Genomic DNA, 22035 nt, shown 5'->3' with positions numbered 1-22035 from the left:
GGCTTACTGCTTACCGCACTGCAGGGCCAGCTTCTTCTCTTCCTCCGAGAGGCTGGGGCCGGGAGTGGGAGTCGCGGTCTTGGTCCCCTTTTCGGGGGACGTGGCGGAATTGCTGTCGGCGGCCTCGTTCTGGTTCTTGGCGGCTTCCGCCTCGGCCGCGCGACGTTGCGCGTCCTTCTTGCAGGCCGACGCCTGTGCGTCCAGCTCGCTGATCTTCTCGCGGGCGTCGGCCAGGTTGCCCTGAGAGATGGTGGCCTCGACGCGCTTGCGCCAGTAGGGCGGGAGGTACTTGAGTTCGATCTTTGTGTCCTCCTCGACCTTCGAGAGGGACACCCAGCCGAGGTCCTGGCTGATCCCGCGGTACAGCGCGACGTTGTCGTCCTTCGCGCCCACGTAGAACTGGGTCTGGGTCCAGCGGTAGCCGCCGTAGACTCCACCGCCGACCACGGCCAGCGCCAGCACGATGTAGAAGGAGCGCTTCAGCCACCTGCGGCCTTTGCGCGGCTTGACGAAGTCGTCGTCCGTGTAGCCGTCGAAGGAGCCGTGCGGCGCCGCTCCGTAGCCCATGTCGTCGCCGCTGCCGGGAGGGCCGAAGCCACCGGCCGGCGGGGGCACCGGGCGGCCGAGACCGGAGGCGCGGCCGGCCGGTGTCTCCATGGCGCGGCCGTCGTTTGCCTGGGCGGCCTGGTTCTCCGCGACCGCGCCGACCACGACGGGGGTGTCGCTGAGGTGTCCGGCCAGGGTGTCGTTGCTGTCGACGTCCAGGACGTCGGCGACGATGCAGGTGATGTTGTCGGGACCACCGCCGCGCAGGGCGAGCTGGATGAGGTCCTGGATGGTCTCCTGCGGGCCCTGGTAGCTGGCCAGGGTCTCTTCCATCGTCTGGTGGGAGACGACGCCGGAGAGGCCGTCGGAGCAGATCAGGTAGCGGTCACCGGCGCGGACCTCCCGGATGGAGAGGTCGGGTTCCACGTGGTCGCCGCTGCCCAGGGCCCGCATCAGCAGGGAGCGCTGCGGGTGGGTGGTGGCCTCCTCCTCGGTGATCCTGCCCTCGTCGACGAGACGCTGCACCCAGGTGTGGTCCTGGGTGATCTGCGTGAGCACTCCGTCGCGGAGGAGGTACGCACGGGAGTCGCCCACGTGGACGAGGCCGAGACGCTGACCGGTCCAGAGCAGGGCTGTGAGCGTCGTGCCCATGCCCTCGAGCTGGGGGTCCTCCTCGACCATGACGCGCAGCTGGTCGTTGGCCCGCTGCACGGCCGTGCCGAGCGAGGTGAGGATGTCGGAGCCCGGCACGTCGTCGTCGAGCTGGACGAGCGTGGAGATCACCTCGGAGCTGGCGACCTCTCCGGCCGCCTGGCCGCCCATGCCGTCGGCGATGGCGAGGAGGCGGGGGCCGGCGTAACCGGAGTCCTCGTTGCCCTCCCGGATCATGCCCTTGTGCGATCCGGCGGCGAAGCGCAGGGACAAGCTCATGCGCACCTCGCCCGTCGGTTCGGGGTACAGCCGGTCTCGAGCCACACTGCCCACCCTCCGGTCGGGAGCCGGGCCGGGTCCTTCGTCAGGCCCGCCGCGGCTCGCTCGCTCCGCTCGCTCATTGTCGTACTACTTCCGCAGCTCGATGACGGTCTTGCCGATGCGGATCGGCGCGCCCAGCGGAACAGGTGTCGGGGTGGTGAGCCGGGTCCGGTCGAGATAGGTGCCGTTGGTGGACCCGAGATCCTCGACGATCCACTGGCCGTCACGGTCCGGGTAGATCCTGGCATGCCGACTGGACGCGTAGTCGTCGTCCAGCACGATCGTTGAATCGTGCGCCCGGCCCAGGGTGATGGTCTGGCCCTGGAGGGCGACCGTGGTGCCGGTGAGTGTGCCTTCGGAGACGACCAGCTTCGTGGGTGCCCCACGGCGCTGGCGTCCGGACTGCTGGCGCTGCTGAGGCGGCGCCACCTGCTGCTGGCGCCCCTGCTGCGGGCGGGTGTCACTCGCAGTGCGGCGTGAACCGCGCTGTGTGACACGCGTACCGAACAGGTCGCTGCGAATGACCTGGACGGCCACGATTACGAATAGCCACAGAACAGCCAGGAAACCTAGCCGCATGACCGTCAGGGTCAGCTCTGACATTGCCCCCGCTTCACCCTTCGGCTTGCCGGTAAACGATGGTGGTGCTGCCCACGACGATCCGCGAGCCGTCGCGGAGCGTAGCGCGGGTGGTGTGCTGCCCGTCCACCACGATGCCGTTGGTGGACCCGAGATCCTGGATCGTCGAGGGCGTTCCGGTCCGGATCTCACAGTGCCGGCGGGATACGCCGGGGTCGTCGATCCGCACGTCGGCGTCGGTGCTTCGTCCCATCACCAACGTCGGGCGGGAGATCTGATGGCGTGTGCCGTTGATCTCGATCCAGCGCCGTACCTGGGCGTTCGGCGCGGAGCCGGACGCGGCCGGCGGGCGCCAGTCGCTGGAGGGGCCTCCCGGCCGCCCGGAGCCAGGCGGTGCCTGAGGCATGGGCGGGGCGGAGGCCGGTGGGTAGCCGTAGCCGCCCTGTCCCTGGGGACCGGGCCGGTTCGGCTGTGCGTACGGGGCGGGCCCGCTCTGCTGGCCCTGCTGCTGTGACGAACTCGACGCCAGGGTCCTGCTGCGTACCCGGTAGAGACCCGTGTCCAGGTCGTCCGCCTTCTCCAGGTGGACCTTGATCGGTCCCATGAAGGTGTACCGCTGCTGCTTGGCGTAGTCACGCACGAGGCCGGACAGTTCGTCGCCGAGCTGCCCGGAGTACGGGCTGAGCCGCTCGTAGTCCGGCGTGCTCAGTTCGACGATGAAGTCGTTGGGCACGACGGTCCGCTCGCGGTTCCAGATCGTCGCGTTGTTGTCGCACTCGCGCTGGAGGGCGCCCGCGATCTCGACCGGCTGCACCTCGGACTTGAAGACCTTGGCGAAGGTGCCGTTGACCAGACCTTCGAGACGCTGCTCGAAACGCTTCATGACTCCCATGGGGCACCTCCTCCGGTGTCGTCATCCCTGTACTGCTTACTGATCGTATCCACGCGTCGGGAAATCGGCTGGTTCCCCTTGTCTGCACAGTGGATGAGTGTCACCCCTCACACGGATCGTAGAGGTGGCCTCCTCACAGTGTCCCGCACTCCGGGTGCACTCAGAAGGAGTGGGGGCAGGCGCTCCGCGTTCCCGGCTTCCCCTCGTCGCTCCCGCGAAACAACGGATGTGAATCCACCCTGCCCAGCGTGCTAATCTTCCGTTGTCGCCAGGCGCTCGCACCACACGGTGAGAGAGTCTGAAAGCACCACTCATGCGCGAGTGGCGGAACGGCAGACGCGCTGGCTTCAGGTGCCAGTGTCCTTAGGGACGTGGGGGTTCAAATCCCCCCTCGCGCACAACGGCAGTTGCTTGCAGCTGCTGGGCAGGTTCGACAGAACCCCCGCACCGACAGTGTCGGTGCGGGGGTTCTTCGTTGTGATGGGTCGTTGGTGGATCCGTGGTGCCTCGGGAGCGTGCCGGCCTCTGTCTCCGTGGCCCCTCGCTGTGTGTTCGGGGTCTCCTGGAGTTCGGGGGCGTCCGTGTCCTCCTTCACGTGTGACGTGCTCGATGAAGAGGTTCGCGGCAGCGCGCGGGTGTTGGCTGTTTCACGTGAAACGTCGCAACCGTCCGGTTCGGCCGGCGCCTCTCTCGTCACGTTCTTCGGTCGACCGCTTGTGCCGGTCTTCCTGATCCACTGCGATCGACTTGCTTCGATTCGGCTGCTTCGATTCGGCTGCGGCGGGTTCGTGTTGCGGTCGACGTGCAACGGCCGGTGGATTCCGGCGGGCGGCCCTGCGCCGAGTCGGCCGGGGGGTGCGCCCCCCGGCCGACCGCTGTGGCGGTGGTTGTGCGGTGGGTGCTGGTGTCAGGCCGCCAGGCGGGCGGCCAGGGCCTTGGCCTTCTCCGTCGCCTCGGTGAAGGCCCGGGTCCGGGAGGCGTCTGCGAGCGGGATGAGCTCTGCCATCTCCGGCTTCGAGTGGGCCAGTGTCAGTTCGGGGACGATGAAGTCGACTTCGGCGCCCAGCATGCCGGTGAGCACCTTCTCCAGGTAGTTCTGGACGAACTCGAAGTCCTCGCGCGGTGTGCCTGCGGCGTAGGAGCCTCCTCGGCTGGCCACCACGGTGACGGGCGTGCCCGCCACCGGGCTCTCGGGGCCGGCGTTGTGGCCGACGATGATCACCTGGTCCAACCATGCCTTCAGGGTGGAGGGGATCGAGAAGTTGTACATGGGTGCGCCGATCAGTACGGCGTCCGCGGCGGCCAGCTCTGCCGCCAGGGCGCCACGCAGAGCGTCGGAGGCGCCGGCGGCGACCGCGGTGGCGTCCAGATGGGGCAGCGGGTCCGCGGCGAGATCCCGGTAGACGACCTCGCCGTCCGGATGCTGCTCGCGCCACGTCGCGACGAAGGCGGCGGTGACCTCGCGGGAGGTGGAGCCTTCCGGGAAGACGGCTGAGTCGAGGTGAAGAAGCGTGGCCATGGGGTTCTCCGTCGGGAAGTGTGCCGATCGGCTCGATCCTGCGGCGCGGGGTCGTCGAGGGATGGCAGCCGGGTAATTTCCGTACGCTCCTATTGATAACACAGTCGCTTACTTTAAATAAGTCCCTCGGGGAGGCGCAGTACGCTGAGGACGTGGCGGAACACAGCGAGCAGGCTTGTCGGCGGGTGGACGTGGGCATCACGCGTGTCTTCGAGCTGTTCGGGAAGCGCTGGACGGGGCCGATCGTGTCGGTGCTGATGGCGCAGCCGGTGCACTTCGCGGATCTGCGGCGCGCGATTCCGGGCATCAGCGAGCGGATGCTCTCCGACCGTCTGTCCGAGCTCGGGGCGGCAGGTCTTGTGGTGCGCGAGGTCGATGAAGGACCCCCGCTGCGGGTGGCATACAGGCTGACGGCGGCCGGAGCCGCGATGGAGCCGGCGCTGAAGGAACTCGGCCGCTGGGCGGACACCTATCTGTCCGGGCCGGGGCGCTGCTGATTCCGCCTGGCGCCGGCTGATCTGCCTGGACCCCGCCCCGCTTGTCCGTCTCGGGTGGGGTCTGTGAGGACGGCTGGATGGCCGGAGGATTCCATGGCCACGAGCCGGATGCGGCATCCCGCTACGGGACCGGCCCGTGGCCCGGCCCGTCCGGTGGCGAAGGCTTTCCACAGACGATCCCAAGTTGTCCACAGGGGAAGACGGTTGTGTTGACGCGGCTGTACCGTCGTCGGCAGTTGATGTTGCTCGTGCGGAACGGCTGAACAAGGGCGGGGGAGGCGACGCTCCATGGGCGAAGTCGAGGCGGCGGTGCCGGTGCAGCGGACAGCGGGGGGCGTGAGGATTCCGGTCGTCCCCGGGTTCGCGCGCCGCATGCCCCGAAGCGCGGGGCCGGTGGACGGTGGGGCGCTCTCCCCGAAGGCGGCGGGTAAGGCGCTGAGACTCAAGGTGCCTCGCTCCGCGCACAGTTCACTCTCGCTTCCGCCCGGACGACCGGACGCGGTCCAGGCGGTCGAGGAGTCGAACCAGGGCCGGGTACCGGGTCTGACGCCCATACGCGTGGGCCGGATGGCTGCGACGCCCTTCGCGTTCCTGCGGGGTTCGGCCGGTCTGATGGCGCATGACCTGGCCGGCACACCGGTCACGGGTGTAGGTGCCCAGCTCTGTGGTGACGCCCACGCGGCCAACTTCGGTCTGTACGGCGACGCCCGCGGCAGTCTGGTCATCGATCTGAACGACTTCGACGAGACCGTCTTCGGACCGTGGGAGTGGGACCTGAAGCGCCTGGCCACCTCGCTGGTGCTCGCCGGCCGGCTCGCGGGAGCGGACGAGGACACCTGCCGACAGGGCGCGTACGACACCGTGGGTGCCTACCGGCGCACCATGCGGCTGCTGGCCAGGCTGCCCGCGCTCGACGCGTGGAACGCCATAGCGGACGAGGAACTCGTCTCCCACACGGACGCGCGTGACCTGCTGGGGACTCTGGAGCGGGTCTCCGAGAAGGCACGCAACAACACGAGCGCCCGCTTCGCGGCTCGGTCCACGGAGGAGTGCGAGGACGGCCGCCGCTTCGTCGACGCTCCGCCGGTTCTGCGTCGCGTGCCGGACGGGGAGGCCGCGGCTGTCGCGGCGGGGCTCGAGGGCTACCTCCGTACCGTCTCGGAAGACAGGCTTCCGCTGCTGGCCCGCTACGCGATCCACGACGTGGCCTTCCGTGTCGTCGGTACGGGGAGTGTCGGGACCCGGTCGTATGTCGTGCTGCTGCTCGACCACCGTGGCGAGCCCCTGGTGCTGCAGGTGAAGGAGGCACGTCCCTCGGCGCTCTCCCCGTATCTCCCGCAGGCCGGTTTCGACGTGCCGGAGGTGGTGCACGAAGGGCGCCGGGTGGTGCTCGGACAGAAACGGATGCAGGTCGTCAGCGACATACTGCTCGGCTGGGCCGATGTGGACGGCAGGCCTTACCAGGTACGCCAGTTCCGGAACCGGAAGGGCAGTGTGGATCCCGCCGCCCTCGCCGCGGACCAGGTCGACGACTACGGACGGATGACGGGAGCGCTGCTGGCCCGGGCGCACGCCCACAGTGCCGACCCGCGACTCCTGGCGGGCTACTGCGGCAAGAGCGCCGAGCTGGACGAAGCGGTGGCCGGCTTCGCCGTGACGTACGCGAACCGCACCGAGGCTGATCACGCCGAGCTCGTCCGTTGTGTCCGCTCCGGGCGGATAGCGGCCGAACTGGGCGTCTGAACGGTACGGCCCGAGGGGTGGAGCGCGGGCCTCGCGCCTGACACGCGTCCTCACGGCGGGGGCCATGGCCATACGCTGGACGGGTGACCCACGAAGCCGCCGGGGTGCCGACCACCCGGAACGACGAAGACCCGCAGGACCAGGACCGGCAGGACGCGCCGCAGCAGGACCTGGACGCGCCTCAGGACGACCTGCGGGCCGAGCAGGACGGTGCGCCGCGCCCGGGCGGTGGCGAGGGGGAGCCGGGCGGTGGCTCCGCTGCTTCCGAGCCCGGTGCCCGGTCCGGTGGATCCGGCGACCGGTCCGATGCTGGAGACGCGGGCGGAACCGGTGCCCCCCGGCCCGAGGAGCGGCTCGCGAAGGCGGTCAGAGTGGCCGAGCAGGCGCTGATCGAGTTCGAGATCGCCGTGGAGACCTTCAGGGTCGAGGTGGAGAACTTCTCCCGGCTGCATCATCAGAAGCTCGGTCCGATGTACGCGCGGCTGGACGAGCTCGACGCGCAGATCGCGGAGGCGCGGGCCGCGAAGACCGGTGACCCGGAGGATCTGCGCAAGGCCCAGGAGGCACGGGCGATCGTCATGCCGATGCCAGGTGTGGACGAGCTCTTCCATGACTGGATGGATTCGGACGGTCTCTCTCCGGAGGCTTCGGCGATGCTCACCGAGCAGCCGGTCAGGCCGCCGAAGCGGGTCAGGCCCAGCGACGAGGCGCGCAAGCTCTACAGGGAGCTCGCCCGGCAGGCGCACCCGGATCTGGCACCGGACGAAGCGGAGCGGGCTCGTCGCGACGAGTTCATCTCGCGCGTCAACGCGGCCTACGGCCGTGGCGACGTGGCGGAGCTCAAGGAACTGGTCGCCGAGTGGGCGGCAGGTCCTGCGGCGCCGGAGCTGCGTCTGAGCGAGAGCGAGGAGCTCTACGCGCGGCTGGACTGGCTCAGCCGCCGCAAGGAGCTGCTGACGGTGCTGGCGCAGGAGCTGGAGGGGAGCGCGATCGGCTCGATGCTGCGCATGGCACCTGACGACCCGGACCGGTTGCTCGACGACATCGCGGAGAAGCTCCTCGCCGATGTGGCCCAGCGCGAGAGCGAGCTGGCAGCGCTCGTGCAGTAGCGTTCCGGATGACTCAGGCGTGTACGTACGAGAGAAGGCCCTTTCATGAATTTCGCTCCGCTGCCCTCGGTGGACGTCGCGGCGGTTCCGTCGGACGGCCTCGTGCTGGACGTACGGGAGGACGACGAGTGGGCGGCCGGGCACGTCGAGGGTGCGCTGCACATCCCCATGAGTGACTTCGTCGGCCGTTTCGGCGAACTGACCGAGGCTGCTGAGGACGGTCGGCGTGTACATGTGATGTGCCGGGTGGGAGGACGGTCCGCCCAGGTCACCCAGTACCTGGTGCAGCAGGGGCTGGACGCCGTCAACATCGAGGGCGGCATGCTGGCCTGGGACGGCGCGGGCCGTCCCATGGTGACCGACGACGGAACCTCGGCGTTCGTCCTCTGACGGCTTCTTTCACGGGCGTTCCGCAGGGGCGCCGCGCTGACGCGCCTGGCCCCGGTATGCGTCGGCCTCCACCGCCGGATGTGCGGCGGTGCCAGGCGTCCGGGGGACCGGAGAGGGCGGAAGCCGGCGAGCCGGGAGCGCTGAGCTGCCCCCGCTCGGCTGCTGAGCGGGTCCGGGAGGGTGGGGCTGTCCCCCCGGAGGGCTGGGCTGTGCCTGGAGGCCCCTGGAGGCGGAGCGGTCCCGTGAGCTGAGCTGGTCTCCGGAACACCTCGGTGGTCCCCAGGCGAGTCAGCGGTCGAAGTCGAGCTCGACCTCCGGGGTGACGGGGTGCGACTGGCAGGCGAGCACGAAACCGGCTTCCGTCTCGTCCGGCTCCAGGGCGAAGTTGCGGTCCATCCGGACTTCGCCGGAGACCAGGAACGCCCGGCAGGTCCCGCACACTCCGCCCTTGCAGGCGTACGGGGCGTCCGATCGGCTTCGCAGGACGGTCTCGAGCAGGGATTCACCGCCCTCCACCGGCCAGCTGCCCGATCGGCCGTCGAGCGTCGCGGTGAGGGTGCTGCTGGACGGGGTGGTGATCCTCGCCGCGGTCGTCGGTGTTCCGCTCTCCTCGGCGACGTGGAAGATCTCCTGGTGAATGCGCGAGCGGTCGGCGCCGAGCGCGCGCAGGGCGCTCTCAGCTCCTCGGACCAGGCCCAGTGGTCCGCACAGGAACCAGCCGTCCACGTCCGGTACGGGCAGGAGCGTGGGCAACAGGCTGACGAGCCGCTCGCGGTCCAGCCGGCCCGAGGGGAGACCGGCGGCCTGTTCCTCCCGTGACAGAGCGGTCACCAGCTGGAAGCGGTCGGGGTAGCGGTCCTTGAGGTCTGCCACTTCGTCGAGGAACATCGTCGAGGCGGCCGTCCGGTCGCTTCGGAGCAGGCAGAAGCGGGCGAGGGGTTCCCTCGCCAGTACGGTGGCGGCCATCGAGAGCACCGGTGTGATGCCGCTGCCCCCGACGATCGCCGCGAAGTGACCAGGACGCGGAGTCAGGACGAACCGGCCGGTCGGTGCCATCGCCTCCACATGGTCGCCGACCGCGAGTTCCTTCAAGGCGTACGTCGAGAACGCCCCGCCGTCGACCATGCGGATGCCGACCCGGAGCGCCGGGACACCGGGCTGTTCGGTGGCAGGTGCGCAGATCGAGTACGAGCGCCGGATCTCCTCCCCGCCGATGCGGTAGCGGACGTTCAGGTGCTGGCCCGGTGAGTGGCGGAAGGTCTCACGCAGATCCGGCGGTACGGCGAAGGTCACGGCCACCGCGTCGTCCGTGGTCCGTTCGATCGCGCTGACCCGGAGCGGATGGAACATCTACAACTCCTTGAAGTGGTCGAACGGTTCACGGCACGCCACACAGCGGCGCAGGGCCTTGCAGGCCGTGGAGGAGAACCTGCTCAACAGCTCGGTGTCCGTGGAACCACAGTGCGGGCAACGGACGGAGAGTGTGAGGGGGACGGGTCCGCCCGGTGCTCCCCCCGGTCGTGGCGGTGCTATGCCGAACTCCGCCAGTTTGCGGCGCCCTTCGGCGCTCATGTCGTCGGTCGACCAGGCGGGCGAGAGGACCGTGACCACGGACACCTCCGTGACGCCGTGGTCCCGCAGCACGCGTTCGATGTCGTCGGACATGGTCCTGATGGCCGGGCATCCGGTGTACGTCGGCGTGAGACTCACCGTCACCTTGCCCTGCGAGTCCGCCTGCACCCCGCGGAGTACGCCGAGTTCTTCGAGGGTGAGTACCGGGAGCTCGGGATCGGGTACGGCCCCCGCCAGTCGGTGCAGCTCCGCCTCCAGGGGGGTTTCCGTGGTCACCATGACGCCCCCGGGTGGCTGCGGTGCAGATGCTGCATTTCGGCGAGCATCCGTCCGAACGGTTCGGTGTGTACTCCCTGTCGTCCGGCCCCGGCCGCCCATGCCCCGCTCTGCGGTCCCGAGGGAAGAGTCAGAGTGGCGCGAGTGACGACTGCTCCGACGGCTTCCAGCCAGCGGGTCCGCAGAGGCTCGGCGTCGGTGGCCAGGCCTTCGACTGGCTCGAACAGCTCGCCGGTGAACCGCCACAGCGCGTCCAGCGCTCGCTGCATGCGCTCATGGCTTTCCGGGGTGCCGTCCCCGAGCCGCAGAACCCACTGCTCCGCGTGGTCACGGTGGTACGCCACCTCTTTGACGGCCTTCGCCGCGAGATCCGCGAACTCGGATTCCCCGGCCGCCAGCGCCTCGTACAGCAGGTGCTGGTACACCGAGAAGTAGAGCTGACGGGCGATGGTGTGGGCGAAGTCGCCGTTCGGCTGTTCCACGAGCTGGACGTTGCGGAAGGCGCGCTCCTCGCGGAGGTATGCCAGCTGGTCCTCGTCCCCGACGAAGGACAGCAGGATCCGGGCCTGGCCGAGGAGGTCCAGGGCGATGTTGGCGAGGGCGACCTCCTCCTCGAGGACGGGTGCGTGGCCGGCCCACTCCCCCAGCCGGTGCGAGAGCACCAGCGCGTCGTCGCCGAGGGCGAGGGCCGCGGTCACAGGTGCTTCACCCCTTCGGGGATCTCGTAGAACGTGGGGTGCCGGTACGGCTTGTCACCGGCGGGCTCGAAGAAGGAGTCCTTCTCGTCGGGCGAGGAGGCGGTGATCGCCGACGACGGCACCACCCAGAGGGAGACGCCCTCCGAGCGGCGGGTGTACAGATCGCGGGCGTTGCGCAGGGCCATTTCGGCGTCCGGCGCGTGCAGGCTGCCCGCGTGGGTGTGCGAGAGCCCGCGGCGGGAGCGCACGAACACCTCCCACAGAGGCCAGTCGGTCGAGCTGCTCATGCGGTCGCCTCCATGGGGTGGGCAGCCGGTCCGCTTCCACCGGGCCGGGCCGCGTGCTTGTCTGCGTAGGCCGCCGCTGCCGCGCGGACCCAGGCACCCTCTTCGTGAGCCGAGCGCCGCTGGGTCAGCCGCTGCTCGTTGCACGGGCCGTTTCCCTTGAGGACCTCCTGGAACTCCGTCCAGTCGATCTCGCCGAAGTCGTGGCGACCGAGTTCTTCGTTCCACCGGATGTCGGGATCGGGCAGGTCCAGTCCCAGTGCCCGCGCCTGCGGGACGCAGATGTCGACGAACCGCCGGCGCAGCTCGTCGTTGGAGTGTCGCTTGATCTTCCAGGCCATCGATTGTTCCGAGTGCGCCGAGGAGTCGTCCGGGGGGCCGAACATCATCAGGGAGGGCCACCACCAGCGGTTCACCGCGTCCTGGGCCATTTCGTGCTGGGCGGGGGTGCCCTGGCTGAGCGCGAGCAGCAGCTCGTAGCCCTGGCGCTGGTGGAAGGACTCCTCCTTGCAGATGCGGACCATCGCGCGCGCGTACGGTCCGTAGGAGCAGCGGCAGAGCGGCACCTGGTTGGTGATCGCTGCGCCGTCCACCAGCCACCCGATCGCTCCGACGTCCGCCCACGTCAGGGTGGGGTAGTTGAAGATCGACGAGTATCGCTGCCGGCCGGCGTGCAGCTTGTCGAGCATCTCCTCGCGGCTGGTGCCCAGCGTCTCCGCGGCGCTGTACAGGTAGAGGCCGTGTCCCGCCTCGTCCTGGACCTTCGCCATGAGGATCGCCTTGCGGCGCAGGGACGGCGCCCGTGAGATCCAGTTGGCCTCGGGTTGCATCCCGATGATCTCGGAGTGGGCGTGCTGCGCCATCTGGCGGATCAGGGAGGCCCTGTAGGCGTCCGGCATCCAGTCCCGGGGCTCGATCCGTTCGTCGGCGGCGAGGGTGCGGTCGAACGCCGCCAAGCGGCCGGCATCCGCCGCGTCCGCCGTCCCCTGCTTGGTGTGGTCCGCAGTCACTGCCGCCATCCCGGGCTCCCTACCGACCGATCGTTCGGTTCCTTGGGTTCAATGGTGAGTCCACGGCCCGTAGGGTGTCAACCCTGTGGATGACGGAGCGGTGATCGGGGCGGCATGGACGCGGACCACAGTGGGCCAACCGAAGCCGGGAAGAAGCCTTCCCGTCCTGGAGCGGCGAGCAGTGCTCCGCCGGTGGACGAGACCGACACCAGGGCAGCACCTCCGGAATCCGTGGAAGCGGGCCTGATCCAGGCACAGGGCGCCGTGGGTCCTTCGGCGGATTCCGCCGTCGCGCCCGCTCGGGTGCCCGACAGGAGCCGTCCGGCGAGTGGGATCGCCGCGCTCTCGTTGCCGTACCAGATCGCCGCGGCGGTCGCGCTCTCCGTCATAGGGCTGTGGTCCTGCGTGCACATAGCCATGGTCTTCCTGCACGTCGCGCCGTCCAACACGCTGACGAAGCAGCACGGCGAGGCCGTCGACCGCTGGATCTACCCCGAGTTCGAGCAGAACTGGAAGCTCTTCGCACCCAACCCCCTCCAGCAGAACATCTCCGTACAGGTGAGGGCGGAAGTGACCGGCGGAGGTGCCGACGGAAGCAGGACCACGCGCTGGATCGACCTCTCGGGTGACGACGGCGAGGCAATACGCGGAAACCCCCTTCCCAGCCACGTCGAACAGAACGAGCTCCGCCGCGCCTGGGACTTCTTCGTCGGGTCCCATGACAGCGAGAACCGGGCCAACGGCCTGCGGGGCGAGTTGTCGGAGCGCTACATCCGCCGCATCGTCATGCTGCGCCTGGACGAGCACGGATACGGCGGGACCGTCGAACGCTTCCAGGTGAGGTCGTCGACGCGTTCCGTCGGAGCACCCCCGTGGAGCGACGAGAAGATCAGCACGGAACCGGAGTACCGGGAGCTCCCTTGGTGGACGGTCACCGAATCCGACCTGTCCGGTACAGGCCGGGATCAGGTCTCAGCGGTCCGGAAGGCGGAGGGATGAGCGCCTCGATTCCGCCGGCCACCTCGTACCTGCCCCCGCCCGGGCCGACGGTCCGTGGCCGGGAGCGTGCCTCGGCGGCCGCCTCCGGGCTCGCCCGTGCCGTACAGCGGGTCACCGCCGCGCCGCTCGGTGCCCACCAGAGCGCCGTCGTCCGGATCGGTGTCTCCGCGACCTGCCTGCTGTTCCTGCTGCGTGAGCTGCCCCACCGTCACGAGCTGTACGGCCCCGACGGGCCGTGGAGCTGGGGCATGGCGGAGCGGCTCATCGCCAACAACGGCGCCTTCACCGTCCTGATGTGGTCGGACAGCGCGATCTGGTTCGAGGCCGTCTACACGCTGACGCTGGTCTCGGCCGTGTTGCTGATGATCGGCTGGCGGACCCGGGGTACGTCGGTGCTGTTCATGGTGGGTGTGCTCTCCCTCCAGAACCGCAGCATCTTCATGGGGGACGGTGGCGACAACGTCATCCATCTGATGGCGCTGTACCTGGTCCTGACCCGCTGCGCCCGTGTCTGGTCACTCGACGCACGCCGTGCGGCCCGGGACGAGGCACGGGTCGCGGGCGGCGAGCGGCCGGCCCGTGACGTAGCGGGTCCGGTGCTCTGGGCCGTGCTCGGCGGCTTCCTCCTGCCCGCCACTGTCATGGGTGGACTCGGTGGCACCTGGTGGCTGCCTTCGCTCCTGTGGGTGCTCTGGCTGGGCAGCGGGGTCCGATGGGCGCTGGGGCGGTACGCGCCGGGGCATGAGCTGCGCGTCCTCCTCGATGTCGTCGCCCATCTCGCTCACAACGCGGCGCTCTTCGTGATCATGGCGGAGGTGTGCCTGATCTACGCCACGGCCGGCTGGTACAAGATCCAGGGCTCCCGCTGGCAGGACGGAACCGCGCTCTACTACCCGCTGAAGCTGGAGTACTTCGCCCCTTGGCCCGGGCTCTCGGGCTTCATGGCCTCCAGCGCCCTCCTCGTCATGGTGCTCACGTACCTGACGGTCATCGTGCAGGTCGCCTTTCCCTTCACGCTCTTCAACAGGCGGGTGAAGAACGTCCTGCTCGTCCTCATGATCGGTGAGCACGCGGGGATCGCCGTACTGCTGGGGCTTCCCTTCTTCTCCATGGCCATGATCGCGGCGGACGCCGTCTTCCTGCCGACGGCATTCCTGGTCTGGCTCGGCAGCCGGGTGACGCGGGCCCGCCGACAGCTGTTCCCACGGACGGGGGGAAAGCTCTCCCTGCCCGGTCAGCGCAGGCCGCGGACGACCGGCGCGGAGGCCGCGCGCACTGCCGAAGGCGATGGCCATACGCTCATGCGGTGACCAGCGAGACCGGCAGTACAGAAGAGCCCATGGCGGAGGCGGCCCCCGACCCGTCGGCCGAACCCCTCCAGTACGACGACGGCTACGGAGCGGAGATCGGCGTCGGGCCCCATCCGCTGCCCTGGCCGGAAGGGGAGCGCTACGATCCGGAGCTCCTCGCCGAAGGGGACCGGCGCAATGTGGGCGACGGCTACCGGTACTGGACGAGGGAGGCGATCGTCGCCGATCTGGACCTGCGGCGGCACGACTTCCATGTGGCGGTGGAGAACTGGGGCCACGACTTCAACATCGGCTCGGTGGTGCGCACCGCCAACGCCTTCCTCGCCAAGGAGATCCACATCGTGGGTCGGCGCCGCTGGAACCGCCGGGGCGCGATGGTCACCGACCGCTACCAGCACGTCCGGCACCACCCCGACACGGCCGATCTGACCGCGTGGGCCGAGAGCGAAGGGCTGCCGATCATCGGGATCGACAACCTGCCCGGGGCCGTGCCCCTCGAACGGACGGAGCTGCCGCGCAGATGCGTGCTGCTCTTCGGCCAGGAGGGCCCCGGGCTGACGGAGGAGGCGCGCCGGCACGCCTCGAAGGTGTGCTCGATCGCGCAGTTCGGCTCGACGCGATCGATCAACGCGGGCGCGGCGGCGGCCATCGCCATGCACGCCTGGGTCCAGCGGTACGCGGACATCCCGGATCCGCGAGAGGGATGACCGGTGGAGCGTCACCGCTCCACCGGCTGCCCGACAGCGGTCGACCGCACTCGCTCAGGCCTGGCGGCGGACCTCCACCACCCGGAAGCGGTTGGACACGAACGCCCCGTCACAGAGAGCCGCGTTGGCCGCCGGGTTGCCACCCGAACCGTGGAAGTCGGAGAAGGCCGCGGTCTGGTTGACGTACACGCCACCGGTGAGATTCAGCGAGAGCTGTGCCGACTCGTCGAAGCAGACCTCCTCCACCGCGCGCTCCACCTCGGGGGAGGTGGTGTAGGCGCCCACGGTCATGGCCCCCTGCTCGCGAATGGTGCGGCGCAGCAGCGCGAGCGCGTCCTCGGTCGAGTCGACGGCGACCGCGAAGGAGACCGGGCCGAAGCACTCCGAGAGGAAGGCCGCGCCGTCGTCCCGCTTGGCGCCGTCGACCTTCACGAGGGCAGGTGTCCGGACGACGGCCTCGGGGAATTCGGGGTTGACGACCGGACGCGAGGGGAGCGCGACGTCGCCGAGTCCCGATGCGCCTTCCAGCCGGTTCTTCACGCCCTCGTTCACCAGGGCGCCGAGCAGGCCGTTGGCCCGGGCGTCGTCGCCGAGCAGCGCGGACACCGCGGCGGCGATGTCGCCGACCACGTCCTCGTAGGACTTCGGGCCCGCGTCCGTCGTGATGCCGTCGCGTGGGATGAGCAGATTCTGCGGGGTGGTGCACATCTGGCCGCTGTAGAGGGAGAGCGAGAAGGCCAGGTTGCCGAGCATGCCCCGGTAGTCGTCCGTGGAGTCGAGCACGACCGTGTTGACGCCGGCCTTCTCCGTGTAGACCTGGGCCTGCCTGGCGTTGGTCTCCAGCCATTCGCCGAAGGCGCTGGAGCCCGTGTAGTCGATGATCTTGATTTCGGGGCGGAGGGCCAGGGCCTTGGCGATGGCCTCCCCGGGCCGCTCGGCCGCCAGCGCCACGAGATTCGGGTCGAAGCCCGCCTCGGCGAGCACCTCGCGGGCCAGCTGGACGGTGAGCGCTAGCGGCAGGACGGCACGCGGGTGCGGCTTGACCAGGACGGGATTGCCGGTCGCCAACGAGGCGAAGAGACCCGGGTAGCCGTTCCATGTGGGGAAGGTGTTGCAGCCGATGAGCAGCGAGATGCCCCGTCCCACCGCCGTGTACGTCTTGTGGAGCCGCAGCGGGTCGCGCTTTCCCTGAGGCTTCGACCATTCGGCGCCGAGGGGTGTGCGTACCTGCTCCTCGTAGGCGTAGGCGACGGCTTCCAGGCCGCGGTCCTGGGCGTGCGGTCCGCCGGCCTGGAAGGCCATGACGAACGCCTGGCCGCTGGTGTGCATCACGGCATGGGCCATCTCGTGCGTGCGCGCACTGATCCGGGCGAGGATCTCCAGGCAGACCAGCGCCCTGGTCTCGGGGCCGGCTCCACGCCAGGAGCCCATGCCGGCACCCATGGCGGGCAGCAGGACGTCCATGTCGGCGTGCGGGTACTCGACGCCGAGCTCCGGTCCGTACGGCGAGATCTCGCCGCCGGTCCAGCCGTCGGTCCCGGGCTGGCCGAGCTCCAGCCTGGTGCCCAGGACGGCGTCGAACGCGGCTTTGCCCTCAGCCGCGCCGAGGCTGCCGGGGAGTCCTTCGTCGCCGTAGGCCTTCGGGTGCTCGGGATGAGGGGACCAGTAAGCGCGTGTGCGGATCGTCTCCAGAGCCCGGTCGAGCGTCGGGCGGTGGATCTCGGACAGCTTGCCGGGGGAAAGTTCGGCGGTCATGGGCACCAACTCCTCGTCGAGCCGGGCGGAAATGCGCGGACGGAGTTAGAGTAACCGAACGATCGGTCGGGACAAGGGGCCCCGAGGCTCCTGTGGACAACTCATGGGGGAGGATCGCGGACATGACCACGGCCAAGCGGGACACGTACACCCCGGAGACACTCCTCACCGTCGCCGTCCGCGTCTTCAACGAGCGCGGTTACGACGGCACGTCCATGGAGCACCTCTCCAAGGCGGCGGGCATCTCGAAGTCGTCCATCTACCACCACGTGGCCGGCAAGGAGGAACTCCTGCGGCGGGCGGTGAGCCGGGCCATCGACGGACTGTTCGGCATCCTCGACGAAGCCGGTGCGATACAGGGCCGGGCGATCGCCCGGGTCGAGTACGTCACGCGCCGCACGGTCGAGGTCCTCGTCGCGGAGCTGCCGTACGTCACGCTGCTGCTGCGGGTGCGCGGCAACACGGGGACGGAGCGCTGGGCGCTGGAGCGGCGACGTGAGTTCGACCAGCGGGTGTCCGATCTGCTCAAGGCCGCGGTGGCGGAGGGCGATCTGCGGGCCGACGTCGACATACGCCTGGTGACCCGGCTCATCTTCGGCATGGTGAACTCCCTGGTCGAGTGGTACCGCCCGCAGCCGGGTGGGGCTCCGGACGTGGACCAGCTCGCCGACACGGTCGTGCGGCTCGCCTTCGACGGCATGCGGGCCGGCTGACTCCTGCGGCAGGACCGTGTGTCAGGCCGTCTGGGCCGGGACCGCGCGACAGGGACGGGTGCCGGATCGGGTCATGAGGCGCGGCCTCGCGGGCAGGGGCCGCAGGGATCGTCGCGTCACGCGAGCTCGGACGGGCGGTCCGGATACGGGTCCAGGTCGGTCTCCTCGAACACCAGCAGGGTGCGGGTCGACAGCACCTCCGGTATGGCCTGGATCCTGGTCAGCACCAGCTCACGGAGGGCCTGGTTGTCAGGCGTGTGCACCAGGAGCAGTACGTCGAAGTCCCCGCTGACCAGCGCGATGTGCGTGGCGCCTGGCAGGGCCTGGAGCTGTTCACGCACGGTGCGCCACGAATTCTGGACGATCTTGAGCGTGATGTAGGCGGAGGCGGCCTGCCCGGCGCGTTCATGGTTCACCCGTGCGCTGAAGCCCCGGATGACGCCGTCCTCCACGAGCCGGTTGATCCGCGCGTAGGCGTTGGCGCGGGACACGTGGACGCGTTCGGCCACAGCTCGTATCGATGCGCGGCCATCCGTCTGGAGGATGCGCAGGATGGACCGGTCGATGGCGTCCAGCGGCCGTGCGGGAGGGGTGCGGCCAGGCGTGCCGGGTCCGTCGGCCATTTGTTCAGCTGTCATCGGCGCGCGCCTCCCTGTTGTGGACGACCTGCCCCTATCCCAGGCTGTGGATAACCGTTTGTCCACAGGCTGGAGGTGCCTGTAGCCAAAATGCGCCCGCGACCGAACAATCGGTAGGTGAGGCACGCCACAGCGGAGCCTCGCCCGTGCTCCACATTCCTGGGGGATCTCGACACCCCTCGATCTGTCTCGATGCCAGGAGGTGCTTGTCATGACGGTCCAGGAGCTGCCCGGCGCAGCCGCCTACCGGCCCACGCCGCCCCCGGCCTGGAAGCCGCTCACCGACCCCGCGCCGCTGCTCCCGGACCCTGAGCCGTTCCGTGTGCTCGGTACGGAGGCCGCGGCCGGTGCCGATCCCGAGCTGCTGCTGAGGCTCTACGAGGAGCTGGTGCGCGGCCGCCGGTACAACGCCCAGGCGACCGCGCTGACCAAGCAGGGCAGGCTGGCGGTGTATCCGTCCAGCACCGGCCAGGAGGCCTGCGAGGTATCCGCGGCGCTCGTGCTGGAGGACAGGGACTGGCTTTTTCCCAGCTATCGGGACACCTTGGCGGCGGTGGCGCGCGGACTGGACCCGGTCGAGGCCTTGACCCTGCTGCGGGGGGACCGGCACACCGGGTACGACCCGCGGGAGCACCGCATCGCCCCTCTGTGCACCCCCCTGGCGACTCAGCTGCCGCACGCGGTGGGCCTGGCGCACGCCGCCCGGCTCCAGGGTGACGACGTGGTGGCCCTGGCGATGGTGGGCGACGGGGGGACGAGCGAGGGGGATTTCCACGAGGCGCTGAACTTCGCGGCGGTGTGGCGGGCCCCGGTCGTCTTCCTGGTGCAGAACAACGGCTTCGCCATCTCCGTGCCGCTGGCGAAGCAGACCGCGGCACCGTCGCTGGCCCACAAGGCCGTGGGCTACGGCATGCCCGGACGGCTGGTGGACGGCAACGACGTGGCGGCGACGCACCAGGTGCTGAGCGAGGCAGTGGCGCGGGCGAGGCGTGGCGGGGGCCCGACGCTGGTGGAAGCGGTGACCTACCGCATGGACGCCCATACGAACGCCGACGACGCGACGCGCTATCGCGGTGACAGTGAGGTGGAGGCGTGGCGGGCGCACGACCCGATCCGGCTGCTCGAGCGTGAGCTCACCGCGCGTGGCCTGCTGGACGAGGACGGCATCGAATCGGTCCGGGAGAGGGCGGAGCGGATGGCCGAAGGGCTGCGGGAGCGGATGAACACGGACCCTGTCCTCGATCCGGCGGATCTGTTCGCCCATGTCTACGAGGTGCAGACCGGCCAGCTGCGGGAGCAGGCCGCCAGGCTTCGGGACGAACTGGCCGCTGAGCACGGCACGGACGAGAGCGGCGCGGAGGCAATGCGATGAGCACCGCTGCGGTGGCGGCCGGTGAGCGGGCCGGCAGGGCCAGGCCCTCGACGATGGCGCAGGCCCTCGGGCGGGCGATGCGCGACGCCATGGCGGAGGACCCGACGGTGCACGTCCTGGGCGAGGACGTCGGCACTCTCGGTGGCGTCTTCCGTGTGACGGACGGCCTGGCGAAGGAGTTCGGGGACGCGCGCTGCACGGACACCCCGCTGGCCGAGGCGGGCATCCTCGGGGCCGCGGTGGGGATGGCGATGTACGGGCTGAGGCCCGTGGTCGAGATGCAGTTCGACGCCTTCGCGTATCCGGCCTTCGAGCAGCTGGTCAGCCATGTGGCCAAGATGAGGAACCGGACCGCCGGCGCCATGCCGTTGCCGATCACGGTGAGGGTGCCTTACGGCGGAGGAATCGGCGGGGTCGAGCACCACAGCGACTCCTCGGAGGCGTACTACATGGCGACCCCCGGCCTGCACGTCGTCATGCCGGCCACGGTCGAGGACGCCTACGGACTGCTGAGGGAGTCGATCGCCTCCGACGACCCGGTGGTGTTCCTGGAGCCGAAGAGGCTCTACTGGTCCAAGTCGGACTGGTCGCCGGAAAGGCCGACGGCGGTCGAACCGATCGGGCGGGCGGTGGTCCGGAGGTCAGGGCGCAGCGCGACCCTGATCACGTACGGTCCCTCCCTGCCGGTGTGTCTGGAGGCCGCGGAGGCCGCCACCGCCGAGGGGTGGGACCTCGAAGTGGTCGACCTGCGTTCGCTTGTGCCCTTCGACGACGAGACGGTCGCCGCGTCGGTCCGGAGGACGGGACGGGCGGTCGTCGTCCACGAGTCGTCCGGATTCGGCGGTCCCGGCGGAGAGATCGCCGCGCGGGTGACCGAGCGGTGCTTCCACCACCTGGAGGCCCCGGTCCTGCGTGTGGCCGGGTTCGACATCCCCTATCCGCCGCCCATGCAGGAGCGGCACCATCTTCCGGGTGTGGACCGGGTGCTCGACGCGGTCGCACGTCTTCAGTGGGAGGCCGAGAGCTGATGGCGCAGGTGCTCGAATTCAAGCTGCCGGATCTGGGCGAAGGGCTGACCGAGGCGGAGATCGTGCGCTGGCTGGTGGAGGTCGGCGACGTCGTCGCCGTGGACCAACCGGTCGTCGAGGTCGAGACGGCCAAGGCCATGGTGGAGGTTCCGTGCCCTTACAAGGGTGTGGTGACCGCCCGGTTCGGTGAGGAGGGATCTGAACTCCCGGTCGGCGCGCCGCTGCTGACGGTAGCTGTCGGATCGGTGGATCCCGCATCCGGCGGCGAGGCACCTGAAGGCGCCCCGTCCACCGAGGAGGACGGGGCCTCCGGGAACGTGCTGGTCGGCTACGGCACGGCGGCCCCGGCCGCGCGCAGGCGCAGACTCCGGCCCACACCGGCGCCGGCCACCCCCGCCCGCCGAGGCCCGGCCACTCCGGCGTCCCCGGCCCCGGCGCACACGGTGGTGGCTGTGCAGGGCCCCGTCGCGGTCATCTCGCCTCTGGTCCGGAGACTCGCCCGTCAGCACGGTCTGGACCTCGGTCAGGTCGTGGGGACCGGCCGGGACGGGCTGATCCTCCGTACCGACGTGGAATCCGCGATCCGGGCTTCGAGCGGTGCCGGAGCGGTCGGCGAAGCCCCTGTCAGCCCGCGGGTGGATAAGGACGGCGAGCGGGTCCCCCTGCGAGGTGTCCGTGGAGCTGTGGCGGAGAAGCTGTCGCGGAGCAGACGGGAGATCCCGGACGCCACCTGCTGGGTCGACGCCGATGCCACCGAACTGATGGCTGCACGGGCCGCGATGAACGCCGCAGGTTCTGTGTCGGGGCCGAAGATCTCGGTACTCGCCCTGCTGGCCCGCATCTGCACGGCGGCTCTGGCTCGCTTTCCCGATCTCAACTCGACGGTGGACACGGAGGCCCGGGAGATCGTCCGGCTCCCCGAGGTCCATCTGGGATTCGCCGCTCAGACGGAGCGAGGCCTGGTCGTTCCGGTCGTGAGGGATGCCCACCAGCGGAGCGCGGAGTCGATCGGCGAAGAGATCAGCCGGCTGACGGAGGCGGCCAGGGAAGGAAGGCTGACCCCGGCGCAGCTCACAGGCGGGACGTTCACGCTGAACAACTACGGGGTGTTCGGTGTCGATGGTTCGACGCCCATCATCAACCACCCTGAGGCGGCCATGCTCGGCGTCGGGCGTATCGTCGCGAAGCCCTGGGTGCACGAGGGCGAACTGGCCGTACGGCAGGTCGTACAGCTTTCGCTCACCTTCGACCACAGGGTCTGCGACGGTGGTACGGCGGGGGGCTTCCTGCGGTACGTGGCCGACTGCGTGGAGCGGCCTGCCGTTCTGTTGCGCTCTCTGTAGCGGGTTGGCCGGCCCGGAGAGGCGGGGTGCCGGCCGACGCGGGTCGGCGGACTGCCGTACCGGCATGTGACACCGGGCGCGGC

22 protein-coding genes and 1 tRNA gene are annotated in these 22035 nt (G+C 69.8%); 12 read left to right on the top strand and 11 right to left on the bottom strand.

The window, feature by feature from the left end; translation table 11 throughout:
* Positions 1-3: 3 nt before the first annotated feature.
* From ACFXOA_RS00760 to ACFXOA_RS00750, 3 genes are all read right to left on the bottom strand, one after another.
* Positions 4-1476 carry a Stp1/IreP family PP2C-type Ser/Thr phosphatase gene (locus tag ACFXOA_RS00760; RefSeq protein ID WP_385020357.1) on the bottom strand — a complete coding sequence of 491 codons (1473 nt, stop codon included), beginning with the start codon at positions 1474-1476 and terminating at the stop codon, positions 4-6.
* A gap of 129 nt (positions 1477-1605) precedes the next feature.
* Positions 1606-2121 carry an FHA domain-containing protein gene (locus tag ACFXOA_RS00755; protein WP_385020354.1) on the bottom strand — a complete coding sequence of 172 codons (516 nt, stop codon included), beginning with the start codon at positions 2119-2121 and terminating at the stop codon, positions 1606-1608.
* 10 nt (positions 2122-2131) lie between these two features.
* Positions 2132-2989 (bottom strand): FhaA domain-containing protein, encoded by an 858-nt coding sequence (locus tag ACFXOA_RS00750; protein WP_385020351.1) that lies wholly within the window; start codon positions 2987-2989, stop codon positions 2132-2134.
* Between the two features lie 315 nt (positions 2990-3304).
* Here ACFXOA_RS00750 and ACFXOA_RS00745 point away from each other — a divergent pair.
* A tRNA-Leu gene (locus ACFXOA_RS00745) sits at positions 3305-3387 on the top strand.
* A 509-nt stretch (positions 3388-3896) separates the two neighbouring features.
* Here the strand turns inward: ACFXOA_RS00745 and ACFXOA_RS00740 are convergent.
* Positions 3897-4508: an FMN-dependent NADH-azoreductase gene (locus ACFXOA_RS00740; protein WP_385020348.1), complete on the bottom strand. Its 612-nt coding sequence runs from the start codon at positions 4506-4508 to the stop codon at positions 3897-3899.
* Positions 4509-4660: 152 nt separating this feature from the next.
* Here ACFXOA_RS00740 and ACFXOA_RS00735 point away from each other — a divergent pair, with 152 nt between their 5' ends.
* From ACFXOA_RS00735 to ACFXOA_RS00720, 4 genes are all read left to right on the top strand, one after another.
* On the top strand, positions 4661-5005 hold the full coding sequence (locus ACFXOA_RS00735) for a winged helix-turn-helix transcriptional regulator (RefSeq protein WP_385020346.1): 345 nt from the start codon (positions 4661-4663) through the stop codon (positions 5003-5005).
* 288 nt (positions 5006-5293) lie between these two features.
* Entirely contained in the window at positions 5294-6748 is a 1455-nt protein-coding gene (locus ACFXOA_RS00730) for a DUF2252 domain-containing protein (protein ID WP_385020343.1), read from the top strand.
* An 83-nt stretch (positions 6749-6831) separates the two neighbouring features.
* Positions 6832-7857, top strand: coding sequence for a J domain-containing protein (locus tag ACFXOA_RS00725; protein WP_385020340.1), 1026 nt, complete (start codon positions 6832-6834; stop codon positions 7855-7857).
* A gap of 45 nt (positions 7858-7902) precedes the next feature.
* Complete coding sequence (locus ACFXOA_RS00720) at positions 7903-8247, top strand: rhodanese-like domain-containing protein (protein ID WP_385020337.1); 345 nt, start codon at positions 7903-7905, stop codon at positions 8245-8247.
* Between the two features lie 288 nt (positions 8248-8535).
* Here the strand turns inward: ACFXOA_RS00720 and ACFXOA_RS00715 are convergent, their stop codons facing one another.
* From ACFXOA_RS00715 to paaA, 5 genes are read right to left on the bottom strand one after another with little or no spacing between them, the layout of a single operon-like run.
* On the bottom strand, positions 8536-9597 hold the full coding sequence (locus ACFXOA_RS00715; protein ID WP_385020334.1) for a 2Fe-2S iron-sulfur cluster-binding protein: 1062 nt from the start codon (positions 9595-9597) through the stop codon (positions 8536-8538).
* Entirely contained in the window at positions 9598-10098 is a 501-nt protein-coding gene (gene paaD, locus ACFXOA_RS00710; protein ID WP_385020331.1) for a 1,2-phenylacetyl-CoA epoxidase subunit PaaD, read from the bottom strand. It lies immediately after the preceding gene.
* Positions 10092-10793 (bottom strand): 1,2-phenylacetyl-CoA epoxidase subunit PaaC, encoded by a 702-nt coding sequence (gene paaC / locus ACFXOA_RS00705; protein WP_385020328.1) that lies wholly within the window; start codon positions 10791-10793, stop codon positions 10092-10094. Before paaC ends, paaD begins: the two co-directional genes overlap by 7 nt.
* Positions 10790-11080, bottom strand: coding sequence for a 1,2-phenylacetyl-CoA epoxidase subunit PaaB (paaB, locus tag ACFXOA_RS00700; protein WP_385020325.1), 291 nt, complete (start codon positions 11078-11080; stop codon positions 10790-10792). Before paaB ends, paaC begins: the two co-directional genes overlap by 4 nt.
* On the bottom strand, positions 11077-12096 hold the full coding sequence (gene paaA / locus ACFXOA_RS00695; protein ID WP_385020323.1) for a 1,2-phenylacetyl-CoA epoxidase subunit PaaA: 1020 nt from the start codon (positions 12094-12096) through the stop codon (positions 11077-11079). The genes paaB and paaA overlap by 4 nt, the downstream gene beginning before the upstream one ends.
* A 105-nt stretch (positions 12097-12201) precedes the next feature.
* Between paaA and ACFXOA_RS00690 the strand changes: the two genes are divergently transcribed.
* Genes ACFXOA_RS00690 through ACFXOA_RS00680 form a run of 3 tightly spaced genes read left to right on the top strand, consistent with a single transcriptional unit; the run spans position 12202 to position 15103 of the window.
* Complete coding sequence (locus ACFXOA_RS00690; RefSeq protein WP_385020320.1) at positions 12202-13086, top strand: DUF5819 family protein; 885 nt, start codon at positions 12202-12204, stop codon at positions 13084-13086.
* Positions 13083-14396 (top strand): HTTM domain-containing protein, encoded by a 1314-nt coding sequence (locus ACFXOA_RS00685; RefSeq protein ID WP_385020317.1) that lies wholly within the window; start codon positions 13083-13085, stop codon positions 14394-14396. The genes ACFXOA_RS00690 and ACFXOA_RS00685 overlap by 4 nt, the downstream gene beginning before the upstream one ends.
* The gene (locus ACFXOA_RS00680; RefSeq protein ID WP_385020314.1) at positions 14393-15103 is read left to right on the top strand and encodes a TrmH family RNA methyltransferase; all 711 of its coding nucleotides are present in this window, start codon (positions 14393-14395) and stop codon (positions 15101-15103) included. The genes ACFXOA_RS00685 and ACFXOA_RS00680 overlap by 4 nt, the downstream gene beginning before the upstream one ends.
* Before the next feature lie 54 nt (positions 15104-15157).
* Here the strand turns inward: ACFXOA_RS00680 and paaN are convergent, their stop codons facing one another.
* Complete coding sequence (paaN, locus tag ACFXOA_RS00675; protein ID WP_385020311.1) at positions 15158-16858, bottom strand: phenylacetic acid degradation protein PaaN; 1701 nt, start codon at positions 16856-16858, stop codon at positions 15158-15160.
* A 122-nt stretch (positions 16859-16980) separates the two neighbouring features.
* On the opposite strand from paaN, the gene ACFXOA_RS00670 reads away from it, so the two are divergent.
* Positions 16981-17571, top strand: a complete 591-nt coding sequence (locus ACFXOA_RS00670) for a TetR/AcrR family transcriptional regulator (protein WP_385020308.1) — start codon at positions 16981-16983, stop codon at positions 17569-17571.
* A gap of 116 nt (positions 17572-17687) precedes the next feature.
* Here the strand turns inward: ACFXOA_RS00670 and ACFXOA_RS00665 are convergent, their stop codons facing one another.
* Positions 17688-18209: an Lrp/AsnC family transcriptional regulator gene (locus ACFXOA_RS00665; RefSeq protein ID WP_385020304.1), complete on the bottom strand. Its 522-nt coding sequence runs from the start codon at positions 18207-18209 to the stop codon at positions 17688-17690.
* A 211-nt stretch (positions 18210-18420) separates the two neighbouring features.
* Between ACFXOA_RS00665 and pdhA the strand changes: the two genes are divergently transcribed.
* Genes pdhA through ACFXOA_RS00650 form a run of 3 tightly spaced genes read left to right on the top strand, consistent with a single transcriptional unit; the run spans position 18421 to position 21952 of the window.
* On the top strand, positions 18421-19581 hold the full coding sequence (gene pdhA, locus ACFXOA_RS00660) for a pyruvate dehydrogenase (acetyl-transferring) E1 component subunit alpha (RefSeq protein ID WP_385020301.1): 1161 nt from the start codon (positions 18421-18423) through the stop codon (positions 19579-19581).
* Positions 19578-20609 carry an alpha-ketoacid dehydrogenase subunit beta gene (locus tag ACFXOA_RS00655; protein ID WP_385020298.1) on the top strand — a complete coding sequence of 344 codons (1032 nt, stop codon included), beginning with the start codon at positions 19578-19580 and terminating at the stop codon, positions 20607-20609. Before pdhA ends, ACFXOA_RS00655 begins: the two co-directional genes overlap by 4 nt.
* Positions 20609-21952, top strand: a complete 1344-nt coding sequence (locus tag ACFXOA_RS00650; protein ID WP_385020294.1) for a dihydrolipoamide acetyltransferase family protein — start codon at positions 20609-20611, stop codon at positions 21950-21952. Before ACFXOA_RS00655 ends, ACFXOA_RS00650 begins: the two co-directional genes overlap by 1 nt.
* The last annotated feature ends 83 nt before the right edge of the window (positions 21953-22035 follow it).

The organism is Streptomyces sp. NPDC059166, from assembly GCF_042755185.1.
Lineage (GTDB): Bacteria > Actinomycetota > Actinomycetes > Streptomycetales > Streptomycetaceae > Streptomyces.
The sequence above is the reverse complement of the archived record's forward strand: the minus strand, read 5'-3'. Positions and strand labels throughout refer to the sequence as shown.

Coding starts and splice junctions, on each gene's coding strand:
- ACFXOA_RS00665 (WP_385020304.1), bottom strand. CDS start 18,209: ATGACAGCTGAACAAATGGCCGACGGACCCGGCACGCCTGGCCGCACC.
- ACFXOA_RS00720 (WP_385020337.1), top strand. CDS start 7,903: ATGAATTTCGCTCCGCTGCCCTCGGTGGACGTCGCGGCGGTTCCGTCG.
- ACFXOA_RS00655 (WP_385020298.1), top strand. CDS start 19,578: ATGAGCACCGCTGCGGTGGCGGCCGGTGAGCGGGCCGGCAGGGCCAGG.
- ACFXOA_RS00730 (WP_385020343.1), top strand. CDS start 5,294: ATGGGCGAAGTCGAGGCGGCGGTGCCGGTGCAGCGGACAGCGGGGGGC.
- paaN (WP_385020311.1), bottom strand. CDS start 16,858: ATGACCGCCGAACTTTCCCCCGGCAAGCTGTCCGAGATCCACCGCCCG.
- ACFXOA_RS00650 (WP_385020294.1), top strand. CDS start 20,609: ATGGCGCAGGTGCTCGAATTCAAGCTGCCGGATCTGGGCGAAGGGCTG.
- ACFXOA_RS00750 (WP_385020351.1), bottom strand. CDS start 2,989: ATGGGAGTCATGAAGCGTTTCGAGCAGCGTCTCGAAGGTCTGGTCAAC.
- ACFXOA_RS00760 (WP_385020357.1), bottom strand. CDS start 1,476: ATGAGCTTGTCCCTGCGCTTCGCCGCCGGATCGCACAAGGGCATGATC.
- ACFXOA_RS00685 (WP_385020317.1), top strand. CDS start 13,083: ATGAGCGCCTCGATTCCGCCGGCCACCTCGTACCTGCCCCCGCCCGGG.
- ACFXOA_RS00690 (WP_385020320.1), top strand. CDS start 12,202: ATGGACGCGGACCACAGTGGGCCAACCGAAGCCGGGAAGAAGCCTTCC.
- ACFXOA_RS00755 (WP_385020354.1), bottom strand. CDS start 2,121: ATGTCAGAGCTGACCCTGACGGTCATGCGGCTAGGTTTCCTGGCTGTT.
- paaA (WP_385020323.1), bottom strand. CDS start 12,096: ATGGCGGCAGTGACTGCGGACCACACCAAGCAGGGGACGGCGGACGCG.
- pdhA (WP_385020301.1), top strand. CDS start 18,421: ATGACGGTCCAGGAGCTGCCCGGCGCAGCCGCCTACCGGCCCACGCCG.
- ACFXOA_RS00670 (WP_385020308.1), top strand. CDS start 16,981: ATGACCACGGCCAAGCGGGACACGTACACCCCGGAGACACTCCTCACC.
- ACFXOA_RS00715 (WP_385020334.1), bottom strand. CDS start 9,597: ATGTTCCATCCGCTCCGGGTCAGCGCGATCGAACGGACCACGGACGAC.
- paaB (WP_385020325.1), bottom strand. CDS start 11,080: ATGAGCAGCTCGACCGACTGGCCTCTGTGGGAGGTGTTCGTGCGCTCC.
- ACFXOA_RS00740 (WP_385020348.1), bottom strand. CDS start 4,508: ATGGCCACGCTTCTTCACCTCGACTCAGCCGTCTTCCCGGAAGGCTCC.
- paaD (WP_385020331.1), bottom strand. CDS start 10,098: ATGGTGACCACGGAAACCCCCCTGGAGGCGGAGCTGCACCGACTGGCG.